This is a genomic window from Thermomonospora sp. CIF 1 (assembly GCF_001896795.1).
GTDB classification, from domain to species: domain Bacteria; phylum Actinomycetota; class Actinomycetes; order Streptosporangiales; family Streptosporangiaceae; genus Thermomonospora; species Thermomonospora curvata.
Genome location: NZ_MOYN02000006.1, coordinates 1 through 13,030 on the forward strand (window position 1 = coordinate 1; position 13,030 = coordinate 13,030).

Annotated in this window: 11 protein-coding genes; 3 read left to right on the plus strand and 8 right to left on the minus strand. The window is 72.3% G+C overall.

Features of this window, described 5'->3' with window-relative positions; translation table 11 throughout:
• Nucleotides 1-10: 10 nt before the first annotated feature.
• On the minus strand, nucleotides 11-1,075 hold the full coding sequence (locus tag BUE48_RS02145; RefSeq protein ID WP_286988588.1) for a hypothetical protein: 1,065 nt from the start codon (nucleotides 1,073-1,075) through the stop codon (nucleotides 11-13).
• Nucleotides 1,076-1,680: 605 nt separating this feature from the next.
• Between BUE48_RS02145 and BUE48_RS02150 the strand changes: the two genes are divergently transcribed.
• Complete coding sequence (locus tag BUE48_RS02150) at nucleotides 1,681-1,866, plus strand: hypothetical protein (RefSeq protein WP_012850815.1); 186 nt, start codon at nucleotides 1,681-1,683, stop codon at nucleotides 1,864-1,866.
• Nucleotides 1,863-2,726: an oxygenase MpaB family protein gene (locus BUE48_RS02155; RefSeq protein WP_012850816.1), complete on the plus strand. Its 864-nt coding sequence runs from the start codon at nucleotides 1,863-1,865 to the stop codon at nucleotides 2,724-2,726. The genes BUE48_RS02150 and BUE48_RS02155 overlap by 4 nt, the downstream gene beginning before the upstream one ends.
• A 168-nt stretch (nucleotides 2,727-2,894) precedes the next feature.
• On the opposite strand, the gene BUE48_RS02160 is transcribed toward BUE48_RS02155, so the two are convergent.
• On the minus strand, nucleotides 2,895-3,125 hold the full coding sequence (locus BUE48_RS02160; protein ID WP_148232896.1) for an oxygenase MpaB family protein: 231 nt from the start codon (nucleotides 3,123-3,125) through the stop codon (nucleotides 2,895-2,897).
• Between BUE48_RS02160 and BUE48_RS02165 the strand changes: the two genes are divergently transcribed.
• Nucleotides 3,112-3,780, plus strand: coding sequence for a TetR/AcrR family transcriptional regulator (locus tag BUE48_RS02165; protein WP_169312979.1), 669 nt, complete (start codon nucleotides 3,112-3,114; stop codon nucleotides 3,778-3,780). The genes BUE48_RS02160 and BUE48_RS02165 overlap by 14 nt on opposite strands.
• 17 nt (nucleotides 3,781-3,797) lie before the next feature.
• Here the strand turns inward: BUE48_RS02165 and BUE48_RS02170 are convergent, their stop codons facing one another.
• From BUE48_RS02170 to BUE48_RS02195, 6 genes are all read right to left on the minus strand, one after another.
• On the minus strand, nucleotides 3,798-6,038 hold the full coding sequence (locus tag BUE48_RS02170) for an ArnT family glycosyltransferase (RefSeq protein WP_286988589.1): 2,241 nt from the start codon (nucleotides 6,036-6,038) through the stop codon (nucleotides 3,798-3,800).
• Nucleotides 6,039-6,074: 36 nt separating this feature from the next.
• Entirely contained in the window at nucleotides 6,075-8,150 is a 2,076-nt protein-coding gene (locus tag BUE48_RS02175) for an ArnT family glycosyltransferase (protein ID WP_286988590.1), read from the minus strand.
• Nucleotides 8,147-9,424, minus strand: a complete 1,278-nt coding sequence (locus BUE48_RS02180; protein ID WP_012850821.1) for a bifunctional glycosyltransferase family 2/GtrA family protein — start codon at nucleotides 9,422-9,424, stop codon at nucleotides 8,147-8,149. Before BUE48_RS02180 ends, BUE48_RS02175 begins: the two co-directional genes overlap by 4 nt.
• A 122-nt stretch (nucleotides 9,425-9,546) precedes the next feature.
• On the minus strand, nucleotides 9,547-10,779 hold the full coding sequence (locus BUE48_RS02185) for a CaiB/BaiF CoA transferase family protein (protein ID WP_012850822.1): 1,233 nt from the start codon (nucleotides 10,777-10,779) through the stop codon (nucleotides 9,547-9,549).
• A gap of 1,007 nt (nucleotides 10,780-11,786) precedes the next feature.
• Nucleotides 11,787-11,978, minus strand: coding sequence for a DUF397 domain-containing protein (locus BUE48_RS02190; RefSeq protein WP_012850823.1), 192 nt, complete (start codon nucleotides 11,976-11,978; stop codon nucleotides 11,787-11,789).
• Nucleotides 11,975-12,829 carry a helix-turn-helix domain-containing protein gene (locus tag BUE48_RS02195; protein ID WP_286988591.1) on the minus strand — a complete coding sequence of 285 codons (855 nt, stop codon included), beginning with the start codon at nucleotides 12,827-12,829 and terminating at the stop codon, nucleotides 11,975-11,977. Before BUE48_RS02195 ends, BUE48_RS02190 begins: the two co-directional genes overlap by 4 nt.
• Nucleotides 12,830-13,030 lie beyond the last annotated feature (201 nt).

Here is a 13,030-nt window from a genome sequence, read left to right on the forward strand (position 1 = left end):
AAAGGTCCGCTCAGTTCCGTGAGCGTACGTTCTCGCCGTCCGGCTTCGGGCTTCTTGGGGTGAAGGCGAATTTCTCGTATCCGATGTGCGAGGAGCCCGCGGAGGGAGCCGACGCCTGCCCGGCCAGGGAGTACTTGGGGACGATGCGCCGGGGCTCCCGCTGCACGGGGCCGTTGGTGGGAGGGGGCGGAGGCTCCTGCTTGGGCTTGGGAGGGTCGTAGTAGGGAGGGACGGCGGCCAGCGCTGCCGCCGACAGGGCCAGGCCGGTCACCAGGAGGAGCACGGACCGGCCGCCGGGCCAGCCGTAGCCGTACAGGATCAGGGAGACGGTCAGCAGGTAGGTCTTGGCGGTCACCGTGGCGATGACGCCGATCATGGCGAGCCGGCAGCGCTGCAGGCTGATCTGCAACTGGGCGATCCCCAGGGCGCCGGCCAGGACGAGCAGGTAGGGGTAGGGGGTGGCCATGATCGGGGTGCCGGCGTCGTGGAAGAGGGCGATGCCCGCCAAGGCCAGCTCGGCGGTGCCGATCAGGATGCCGATGCTCAGGCCGTAGGCCACGCCGGTGGGCCGGCGGGCGTGCACGCCGATGGGGGAGAGCTCACCGAAGTTGAACATGGCCACCGGCAGGGAGAGCGCGGGCAGCGTCAGCGCGACGACCACCCATGGCGAGGGCGGCTGTCCGGCCGAACCGAAGCCCGTTGAGGACAGGGCGACCAGGAGGGTGGCCAGAGCCGCCAGCGCGACGCAGCCCCATTCACGGGGGGTGAGGCGCTCACCGAGCAGGACGGTGGCAAACAGCAGCAGCGGCACCAGCCCCGAGACGAACGCCGGCTGAGCGGCAGGCAGGGACAGCGACGACATGGCGATCCACTGCAGGGCCAGGCCCGCTGCGGCGAGGAAGCCCCCGGCGTACCAGATGGGGGTGATGAGCATCTGCCGGGCCAGCTTGAAGGGGTGGGACCCGTGCAGCGGCTCCATGCGGTTGGCCGCCACCTTGAACAACGCGACGCCGAGCAGGTAGGCCCCGCTGGAGAGCATGGCGACGACGGTCGCCGCGAGTGCGCCCAGGTCCATGGCGACTCCGGTTCCGCTTCTGGCGGCCTGGCTGCTCCACGGGGAGGAACGGGGTGATCCAGGCCACCTCATGATCAATCACCAGTAACGGTAAATGATTGTTGGCGATTCGCCAATAGCTCTTGGCGTATCGCTAATTAGCTTCTATGGTTCGGGTAGCCGAGGAAGCGGGGGGCGGCGTCCGGGATCCACCTCCGAAGGCACGAGCATGACCGAGCAGAAGAGTTGCAGGCGCCCTCCGGGCAAAGCGGCGGCCGCCGCAGCGCCACTTCCCGCCCGGCGGGGGGACACCGGACGGACGACGGCGACCGCACCGCGACTGGCCGGACGCGGCTTCGGCACAGCCGTCCACGGACACCGGGCACTGAACGTTTTTCAACGCAAGGCCTGGGGTGTCGGCAGCGGGAACCTCGGCGGCACCCGACTGCCGGCCCTTGCCGGACCCCGTCTCGACGCAGGGGAACGGCGTGTTGAGAAAAGTTCACCTGGCCGCAAGGCAGGCGCCCTCGACCAGTGATCCGCCCCCGACCGGCATCGGTCGTGCCCGGGTACTCCCCTCCGGCGGGCACGACCGATGCCGCACCACCCGTCGCAGGGAGACCACGGTGCTCCACGAACCTTTCGTCCCGCGGCCTTGGGGCGAGCCGTCATCTGAGACGGCCGGCCCCTCGCTGGCCAGAATCTTGCTGCCGCTGTCGGACCAGGACCTTGCCACCGGCGCCCGGATCCTCAACGGCGCCGACCCGGGACCGCCGGAGCCGCCGGCGCGCCGGGCGGAGCACAGGCCATGACGGCGCCGGAAGAGCCCGTGCCCCCGGCCCCGCTCGGGCCAGGCTCGTTCCTGTGGGACTACAGCGGCCTGCGCCTGGCGGCGATCACCGACATCAGCGCGTTCGTGCTGCAGGCCATGCACCCGGCCATCGGCGCCGCCGCCGAGCGGCTGACCGACCTGGACACCCGCCGGCTGAGCCGGGCCGTGCACGACTTCGTCTCCATACGGCCCTGGGTGTACGGGGAGCAGGGGACGCGTCATCTCCTGCCCGCCGGTCCTTTGGCCTGGGCGCACCTTGCGACCTTCTACGTCACGGTCACCGCGGCGCGGTACTTTTCCGCCGAACCGATGACTTTGGACCGGGAGCAGCGGATCTTCGAGGAGTTCCTCCTGCTGGGACGGCTTCGGGGAGTGCCGGCGCGGATGCTGCCGTCCACGATGGCCGACTACTGGGCCTACTTCGAGGACATGCTGACCCACACCCTGGTACCGCACCCGGTGGCGCATCGGGTGCTGGACCGGCTGGGCGGCTTCTCCTCGACTGTCCCGGTGACGCTGCGCCCGCTGCTCGTCCCGTTCGGCCTGAGGGGCGGCTGGTTCACCCACCTGGTCACCGTCGGCACCCTTCCGCAGGCGGCCCGCACCAAGCTCGGCCTGACCTGGACGGCAGACGACGAACACCGGCTGCGCGCTGTTGGAACGCTCTTTACCCGCGTCCTTCCCCACCTGCCCGAACGCCTCCGCTACGCCCCTTCCGCCTACCAGGCCCGCCGCACCTCCCGGATGCAGCGGAGCCCACGGGGACCTCGGCATCTGCGGCTTACCGACACATGCCCGGTGGTGGCCGGGTGCCGGGGCGTCCGGCGAGCGGTGCGCTGAGAGGGACCGCAGCGGACGCAGGCGGTGCGCAGCGTGCACTGTCCCAGGCAAACCCTGCGCCCCGCCCCGATCTGGGGGCGCGGTGGGTCAGCACGGGGCACAGGGCCACTGGTCGGCAAAGGAGCAGGTCTGCGCGACCGGCGGTGGCCGCATGCGGCGGGCGGGATGTCACATCGGGCGTTCGGCCAGGGCCTTCTCCAGGCGCTGGGCGGCACGGGCGGCGACACGGGCGCGGTAGGCGATCGGCATGTAGCGCAGCCGTTCGGGCAGGGCGCTTTGGCCGCGGCCCAGCAGCCGCAGCCGGCGCTCGTCGGTGTCGCTCCAGGAGATACCGAGTTTTTCGCGGGCGGCCGGCGGCAGCATGCCGATGATCAGGAAGAACCGGGTGCGTGACGTCACCTGCGCGCCCCTGCCGCGGGGCCTCAGCGGAGGACGACGCGCCCGCCGCCGGGCCGCGCTGCTGGAGGCGGGGCTGGAACTGTTCGGCACCCGAGGATGTGCCGGCACCACTGTGCGCGGCGTCTGCACACTGGCCGTCCTCAACGACCGCTACTTCTATGAAAACTTCCCCGACCTGGACGCCCTGCTGGTGGCGGTGTTCGACGAGGTGGCCCGGCGGGGCGAAGAAGCCATCTTGGCCGCGGTCCGCTCAGCCCCCCGCGACCTGCCGCTGCGGGTGCGCGCCGTGGCGAACGCCGGCCCCGGCTTCCTGATCGCCGACCCCCGCCACGCCCGGCTGCTGACCCACGAAATCCAGGTCGAACCGGCGTTGCGGGGACGCCGCAACGCGCTGATCCGCCGCCTGGCCGGTATCTTCACCGCCCAGGCCCACGAGCTGGCCGAGGACATGCCGCTGTCAGACACTGACGTGGAGATGACCGTCCTCACCCTGGTCGGCGGGGCGATGGAACTGGTCTCCACCTGGCTGCGCGGCGAACTGGCCGTGGATCGCGAGCACTTGATCGACTTCCTGGTCGCCCTCATCGTCACTTCCGACGGCCTGCCGGCGTCCCCGGCCAGAAAGTCCCAGGCCGTCCGCCGCGCACCCGCCTGACCACCGGGGCCGGCCGATCATCGCGCGGCGGTCAGATCGTAGAGCGTTACTCCGTCGATCACCTGGGCGGTGAAGTTCTCCTGCACCCACTCGGCGATCCGCTGGGCGGCGTCGCTGCCGCTGCCCGCCCGGCCCGGCATGCCGCCGCCGATGAAATAGTGGATCTTCTTCTCGCGCACGTACCGCTGGAACTGTTCCAACGTCGGCGCCGGATCGGTGCCGTTGAAACCACCGACCGCCATCACCGGTTTCCCGGTGGCCAGCTGGTAGCCCGCCGCCCGGTTGGACCCCACCGCCGCCGCCACCCATGTGTAGGCGGAGGCATCGGCCTTGAGCAGGGCGGTCAGCTCGGCACTGGGCGTGGACGCGTTCAGCAGACCCCCGGCCCCGCCCATACCGCCGCCGGGACCGAACCCACCGAAACGTGGACCGAACCCGCCGGGCCGCCGGCCCGGCCCGAACCAGCCGAACCCGCCGCCCGGGCCGAATCCGCCGGGCCATCCGCCCGAGCCGTCACCCGGGCTGAGCCCATCGGATCGGCCATCCGAACCGGAATTGCCGGAGTCGTTGTCTGAACCGGACCTGTCGGAACGGCTGCTCGAACCGGGGCCGCCGAGACCAGCGTCCGGACCGGAGCCACCGGTTCGACCGGCTGAGCCGGAGCTGCTCGAACCGTTGCCCGGGCCGAATCCGCCGGGGGCGCTGTTTGGAGCCGGGCGGCGCGCTTGCGGTGGCCGGATGCCGTCGGGGAGGGACGGCGGGCGCCGGAACCGGTCGCCGGGGAAGCCCGGGCCTCGTGACACCTGCGGGCCTGCGATGGGGATCGCCCCCTGGTGCGGGGTGGAGGCCGTCTCCACCGCGTACGCCGCCGGTCCCGCCAGCGACGCCAGGACGGCCAGTGCCGCCCCGCCGCCCAGCAGCCGCGGCGCCGAGCGGCCCGGCGCCATCAGCGCCACCGCCGCGACCCCGGCCGCCACGATCGCCCACCGCAGCCACGGCACGAAATCCGGTGTCCGCTCCAGCAGCGCATACGACCACAGGGCCGTCACCGCGACCGTGCCGGCCAGTACCGCCGTCCCGGCGGGCCGCCGCCACAGCACCCCGGTGCCAAGGCCCACCAGCGCGCCGATCGCCGGGGCCAGCGCCACCGTGTAGTACTCGTGGAAGATCCCCCGCATGTGGCTGAAGACCAGCACGTGCACGGCCAGCCACCCGCCCCACAGCAGCAGCGCCGCCCGCACCGCGTCGGTCCGCGCCCTGCGGCGGGTCGCCCACAGCCCCGCCGCAGGCAGGATCAGCGCCGCCGGCAGCAGCCAGGAGACCTGGCCGCCGATCACCCGGCCGAACATCCGGCCCCAGCCGGCGTCCTGGTCGGTGTTGCCCAGCCCGCCGACCTCATCGCCGTTCAGCCGGCCCAGCCCGTTGTAGCCCAGCGTCAGCTCCAGCACGCTGTTGTGCTGCGAACCGCCGATATAGGGGCGCGAGTCGGCCGGGATCAGCGTGACGATCGCGACCCACCAGCCCGCCGCGACCGCCATCACCGCGCCCGCCGCCAGCAGGTGCCCGATCCGCCGCCGCACCGTCGCCGGCGCCGCCACCAGGTACACCAGGGCGAAGGCCGGGACGACCAGGAACGCCTGCAGCATCTTGGCCAAAAAGCCCAGCCCCACGCAGCCGCCCGCCACCAGCAGCCACCGCAGGCCCCCGGGCTCCAGGGAACGCACCATCGCGTACGCGCCGAGCGTCAGCAGCAGCACCAGCAGCGCATCGGGGTTGTTGAACCGGAACATCAGCGCCGCCACCGGCGTCGTCGCCGGCACCAGCCCCGCCAGCAGCCCGCAGGCCGCCGCCACCTGCGGCCCGGCCTCCGCCGCCAGCGACCGCCGCACCGCCGCGTGCAGCACCCCGACGGCGGCCACCCCCATCAGCGCCTGCGGCACCAGGATGCTCCAGGAGTTCACCCCGAACACCCGGGCCGACAGCGCCATCGGCCACAGCGCCCCCGGCGTCTTGTCCACGGTGATCGCCCCGGCCGCGTCCGAGGCGCCGAAGAAGAACGCCTTCCAGCTGACCGAACCGGCCTGCGCCGCCGCCGAGTAATAGGCGTTGGCCCAGCCCGATGCGCCCAGCCCCCACAGGTAGAGCACGGCGGTGGCCGCCAGCAGCACCAGCAGCCCCGGCCCGGCCCAGCGCGGATCTTCGGGACGTCCCAGCAGCGGCCGCCGCACCGGGCGGGACGGTGAGTCGATCGTCGTCATCGGTTCGCCGACCTTGTCGTTGCGCGTGTTTGTTCGTCAGGCGAGCCGGTACAACTGCCCCGAGCCGCCGAAGGGGTCGCCGTACTCACCGGCGTCCACCGGGGTGGCGTGCTGCCGCACCCACTCCGCCACCTCGGCGCCGCCTCCGCGCCCGCCGAGGAGGATGAAGCGCAGCCTGCCTTCCTTGACGTACCGCTGCAGCTTGGCGACGGTCATCGCCGGGTCGCTCCCGGTGAACCCGCCCATCGCGATCACCGGCGCCCCGGTGCGCAGCATCAGGGACGAGGCCTGCTGGGCGCTGCCCACGGCCACCAGCCAGGTCGCCTTCCCCCGGTTCTGCACCAGGTAGGCCGCCATCGCGTCGCTGACCCGGCCGCCGCCCGGCCCGCCGAACATGCGCCCGCCGAAACCTCCGCCGGGAGGCTGCCCGCCGAACATGCCGCCCCCAGGTCCCCGGCCGCCGCGCCGCATGCCCGGCGGTGGACCGCCCGGGTCGCGGCCGGGACCCCCGCCCAGGCCGCCGCCGGCAGGAGGCCCGCCGAACATGCCGCCCCCAGGTCCCCGGCCGCCGCGCGGCACACTCGGCGGAGGACCGCCCGGGCCACGGCCCATGCCACCGAAACCCGTCGCCGGACCGGCCAGCGGATTGGTGCCGTTGACCGGCGAGCCGGCCGCGTCCACCGCGTACGCCGCCGGACCGGCCAGCCCGGCGACCAGGCCCGCTGCCGTCGCGACCACGGCGGCGCCCCGCGTCCCCCGCCGCAGCGCCACCAGCGCCGCCACCGCGGCCACCGTCGCGGCGGCCACCGCCCAGCGCAGCCAGGGAAGCCACTGCGGGGTGCGCTCCAGCAGCTGAAACGACCACGCCCCGGTCACCGCGACCCCCGCCGGCAGCACCCACGCCCAGGCCGCCGACCGCCGCTGCGCCTCCGCCATGAGCACCACGCCGCCGCCGACCAGCCCGGCGATCCCCGGCGCCATCGCCGTGGTGTAGTACGGGTGGAAACCACCGGCGGAGTAGCTGAACACCACAAAGTGCACCGCCGCCCAGCCGCCGAACAGCAGCACCCCCGCCCGCCGCACATCGGTGCGGGGCCGCCGCCACAACCACACCAGCGCGGCCGCCAGCAGCAGCCCCGCCGGCGGAAGCAGCCAGGAGATCTGCCCGCCCAAGATGTCGTTGAACATCCGGCCGCCGCCCGGCTCGCCGCCGAAGTTGGCGCCGCCCCCGCGGCCGAACCCGCCCGGCCCGTCCCCGCCGAAGATGCGGCCCAGCCCGTTGTAGCCGATCACCAGGTCCCAGGCCGTGTTGTCGGTGCTGCCGCCGATGTAGGGACGGCGGTCTTCGGGGATCGCATCGACCAGCAGCACCCACCACAGGCTGGAGGCCACCAGCACCGCCCCGGCCGCCAGCAGGTGCGCCACCCGCCGCGGCCACGACGGCCGGGCCGCCACCAGGTACACCAGCGCCAGCGCCGGCACCACCACCCACGCCTGCAGCATCTTGGTGTTGAAGCCGCAGCCGACGAAGAACGCCGCCGCCGACAGCCACCCCAGCCCGGCCCGCCCGCTGCGCGCCTGGACCGCCCGCAGCGTCGCCCACCCGGCCAGCACCATCCACAGCACCAGCAGCGTGTCGGGGTTGTTGTCCCGGTTGATCGCCACCGTGATGGGGGTCAGCGCCAGCACCAGCGCGCTCAGCAGCCCGGCCACCGGCCCGAACGCCCGGCGCGCCGTCGCATGCACCACGCCCACCGCCGCCGTGCCCGCCAGGGCCTGCGGCAGCAGCATGCTCCACGTCCCGAACCCGAGCACCCGCCCCGACAGCGCCATCAGCCACAGCGCCATCGGCGGCTTGTCCACCGTGATGAACGAGCCCGCATCCAGCGACCCGAAGAAGAACGCCTTCCAGTCCTGCGTCCCCGCCTGCACCGCCGCGGCGTAGTACTCGTTGGCGTAGCCGTTGTCCGGCAGCTTCCACACGTGCAGCGCCAGCGACAGCACCAGCACCCCGTACAGGGCGGGCCGGACCCAGCGCGGGTCCTCGGGCCCGCCCCACAGCAGCCGCCTCGCCGCACCGGCGGCCTGGGCGGGGATCGTGGCCGCGCTCACGGCGTCTGCTCCTGCGCATCGATCGACGCCGCATCGACGGGGGTGCTCGTCCCGGACCGGGCGGGGCCGCGCAGCCGCCGCGGGTGGAACACCCAGGCCCGCATGGCCACGAAACGCAGCACGGTCGCCGTGCTGTTGGCGGCGATGAGCGCGGCCGCCTCCAGGGCGCGCGAGGCGTCCGGCACCAGCGCGTGCACCAGGGCCAGCCCGCCGCTGCTGAGCCCCAGCCCCAGCAGGAACACCGCGAAACCCTCCAGGTGGTGGCGGGCCATCCCCTGCCGGCCGCGCACCCCGAAGGTGAAGCGCCGGTTGGCGGCGGTGTTGCCCACCGTGGCCACCACCAGCGAGACCGCGTTGGCGGCCAGCGGCCCCATCACCGTGCGCAGCAGCAGGAACAACACCAGCTGGACGACCGTGCTCACCCCGCCGACCAGGGCGAACCGCGGCAGCTGGCGGGCCATGCCCGGCGGCGGGCCGCTGCGGGCGCGGCCGGGCACCGGGGCGGCGAACCCGCCGGTCAGCATCCGCCGCGCCACCCGGGCCATGCCGCGCAGGTCGTCCAGGGCGGTCCGCCACACCTCCACCCGGCTGTCGGGGTCGTCCACCCAGTCCACCGGCACCTCATGGATCCGCAGCCCGTTGCGCTCGGCCAGCAGCAGCAGTTCGGTGTCGAAGAACCACGCCTCGTCCTCCACCTCGGGCAGCAACGCCCAGGCGATCTCGGTCCGCACCGCCTTGAAGCCGCACTGGGCGTCGGAGAAGCGCGCCGCCAGCGCGGTGCGCAGCAGCAGGTTGTAACAGCGGGAGATCACCTCCCGCTTCACGCCGCGGGCCACCGCCGCCCCCCGGGTCAGCCGGCTGCCGATCGCCAGGTCCGAATGCCCGGAGATCAGCGGCGCCACCAGCGGCAGGAACGCGTCCAGGTCGGTGGACAGGTCCACGTCCATGTAGGCGACGACGTCGGCGTCGCTGCGGCTCCACACGTGCCGCAGCGCCCGTCCCCGCCCTTTCCGGTCCAGGCGCACCGCCGTCACGTGCGGCAGTTCCGCGCACAGCGCCCTGGCGACCCGCCAGGTGCGGTCGGTGCTGGCGTTGTCGGCGATGGTGATCCGGAAACGGTAGGGGAAGGTCGCCGTCAGGTAGCCGTGCAGCCGGCGCACGCTGGCGGCCAGCACGTGCTCTTCGTTGTGGACCGGGATGACCACCTCGACCAGGAACCGGCACCCGGCGTGCCCGGCCGGGGACGGAGGCATCCGCGTGGTCGCCTGACTCATGGCGACCACGGTCGGCGGTGATCCTGGGAGCTCCCTGAGCCCTTCCTGAAAGAATCATGAAAGCCCGTGCCGGAACCGGCCCGGCTCCGGGAGCCGGTTCCCGGCGCCCGGCGGGTCCGGGCTCAGATGACGCCGTCCTCGGCGAGTTCGCGGATGTGCTCTTCGGAGTAGCCCAGCAACCCGCCGTAGACCTCGGCGTTGTGCTCGCCCAGGTCCGGCGCCGGGGTCTCCAGCCGCGCCCGCGCCGCCGAGAACCGGATCGGCACACCGGTCCCGTACAGCTCCCCGGCGTGCTCGTAGCGGGGGTGCGACAGCGGCACGACCTCTTCCCGTTCCAGGACGAGCGGGTCGCGCACGGCCGTCGCCGGGTCGCGCACCGGCGCCGCCGGCACCCCGTGCTCGGTGAGCAGGTCGAGGATCTCCCGCAGCGGACGCGCCGACGACCACTCGGCGACCAGCTCGTGCAGCCGGTCGGCGCGCTCCACCCGCCGGTCCCGGGTGCGGAACTCCTCGATCAGGTCCTCTCGTCCCATCGCCTTCAGCAGGCCGTGGGCGAACCCGTCGGTCGGCGCGCACACCGCGAACCACCCGTCGGCGGCCGGGAAGATCCCGAACGGGGCGAGCCGGGGCATCACCGGCCCGGTGCGCGCCGGCAGCCCGACCGCCTCCAGGGCGTCGAACGGCTCGCAGGCCACCAGCGAGGTCAGCGCCCCCAGCATGGACACGTCCACATGCTGGCCGCGTCCGGTCCGCTCGGCCTGCATCAACGCCGCGAGCGTGCCGACCACCGCAAAAAGCGGGGCGGTCAGGTCGGCCAGCGGCAGCCCCGACCGCACCGGCGGCCCGCCCGGGTCCCCGGAGGTGGCCATCAGCCCGCTGAGCGCCTGCACGATGGTGTCCATCGCCTTGCCGGAGCCCGGACCGCCCTGCGCCCCGAACCCGCTGATCGAGGTGTAGACGATCTTCGGGTTGAGCCGCGCGGCGAAGTCGTAGCCGATGCCGAGCCGGTCGGCGACCCCGGCGCTGAAGTTCTCCACCACCACATCGGCCCGCCGGACCAGATCGCCGAAGACCTCCCGCCCCCTGGGGTGCTTGAGGTTCAGCGTCACGCTCTGCTTGCCCCGCCCCCGCACCAGCATGGACACCGACATGTCCCGCGGGCTGCGCCGCGTCAGCGTCAGCCCGTCCTCGCTCAGATACGGCGCGTTCCCCCGCGCCTGATCGCCCCCGTTCAGCGGGTTCTCCACCTTGATGACCCGCGCCCCCAGCCCGGCCAGCAGGAGGGTCGCATACGGCCCGGCCAGCGCGCTGGTCAGGTCGATGACGACCCTGCCCGCCAGCGGACTGTCGGCCAAGTCGGCCCCCTCCCCCCGGGGACGCCCACCCGCGGTCACGCCCCGCACGATCGGTGACTTTTCGGACGTCACGATAACTGACCCCTTTCGGGCCCCGGCTGCGGGAGGCAGGGGTGGGGCTCAGCGGGGCGGACCTTGGGGCCGGTGCCGTCCCCGGCTGTGAGGTGCCCGCTTTGAGCTGCGAGAACGCCGGGCACAGGTGGGCCAGTGAGATCTTTTCGGAACGCGGCTTCGGCACCGCGCTTTGCGGGCCGTGCCGTCGCGGCGGCACCGGCGCGACGCTGAAGGGAGCACCGGAAGCGGCTCCCGTGGCCGTCCCCGCAGGTGTGCTGTGCGACGGCCTTGCTCATCGCCTGCGAAGACGGCGAGCCGGAAGGGTTCTTTGCCGCACCGGTGCCCTCGGCCGCGCAGGTCCTGCGCTGACGAGAGGTGCCGGTTCTTCTCGACGCGCCGTGCACGCAGACCGGGCGAGCTGCACGGCGGGTCGGGACGATGCGCAGGACGAGAGCCCTGATCTTGGAAAACCGCCCTGGGGTTCGGCGTGTCCCAAGGCCGCCGAAGACGGTGCGTTCACCGTGGGCGCCGACCGCCGAAGCCGAACCTTTTCTGCACGGTCAAGGCGGTCATTGATCGACGGGACGAAGAATCCAACCGTGGATCAACGCTGAATCACCTCTGTGCCCGCTGAACCGGGCTGCTCGGATTCGAGAGACGGCCGGCCCGCACCGTCACTGGGCGATCGGGCGTGAATCAGGAAGTCGTTGCCGAAGACCTGCGGCATCGGGCGTTGCCGAGACCCCGGCCCTTGAAGCGGTGCGGTGAGAAGACGTATGAGCAGATGAGCGAGCGCCCGGAAACCCCGGACGATCGGTTGCGTGCCGATCTTTCGCCTTCATCGCATGCGGAACGCCTCAGTGAACCTCCCGGCGGCCGTCTGATCGTCTCCTGGCCCATGAATATGCGGACCCCCGGACGAGCCGTCCAGGGGTCGATGCCCGCCGATCGAGTCAGGCGCTGCGGCGGGCGGCCTCGAGCATGCGGGCCAGGCCGTGGCGGCTCACCTGCAGGATGGGGCCGTTGGGGTTCTTGCTGTCGCGGATGCCGACGGCCGTGCCGAGGTCGGCGAGTTCGACGCAGTCATTGCCGGTCGCCGCTGATCGGCTGCTCTTGCGCCACTGTGGTTGTGAAAAGTGTGTCACTCCAGCTCCTTGCGGATGCGGGCGAGGAACTTCGCCGTCTCTTCCGTGGATAGTGCCACACGCGCAATCTGATCGAAACGTCTGCGGCACTCTCGTATACTCGCGACGTCCTCGACGTACCAGCCGCCATTCATTGCTTCGAAATAAGCGACTGATAGGTCGAGGCCGGCTTCAGAGACTTGGAACATGGTCAGGCCACCGCGGCCCTGACCAGGGAAAGCACCGGCTTCGAGCGGTACGATCCGGATCGACACATTCGGCCGTTCAAGGTCACGCAATAGCGCGGTGACCTGCTGTCGCATCACTGGCCGGCCACCCACCATCCTCCGCAGCACCTCTTCGGTGAGCATGACGTCGAGGATGGGCGCGTCGCTGCGTTCGAGCCGGGCGCGGCGCGTTGCACGCGCCTGCACTCTTCGTTCGATTTCAGTGGGGTCGTCGATCTCAGCGGTGATGAGCTCGCGTGTGTAGGCAGGGGCTTGGAGAAGTCCCGGCACAGTTTCCGGTTGCCATATTCGGATGGTTGTGGCGGCGTCCTCAAGCTCGGCGAAGCCGCCGTCAAGCACGTCATCGAACGCGACCCACCAGCCGCGCTTGCGGACGTTGCGTGCGAGCTCTACCAGGGCCAGGCCGAGGGCGCTGTTACGTCCGCCGTAGGCGGCGAGGATCGCCTCAACGTCAGCAACCGTGGGTATCTGCCGGGCAGTTTCGATCTTGGTGAGTTTGCTGCGAGGCCGGCCCAGGTTTCCGGCGGCCACCTCAGCGGTGAGCCCGGCGGCTTCACGCAGCTTACGCAGTTCGGACGCGAGCCGGCGCTGTCGGACGGGTGGCCCGTGTCCTGTGGGCGTCACCGGGCATCCGTCAGCCCGTGCGGTCGCTTGGCGAGGCGGTGGGAACCGCTCTCCGCCGTGCGCGTGATGGGCGGCGTTCTCGGTGGACCGGCCTGTTGCGGCCGTCCGGCTCGTATCCTCGGTGGACGTCACGGAAGTCCTCTACTCTCACAAACTGTCCACAGGCTCCGGCCGTCACACCCGTCGCAGCCGCTCCCCCGA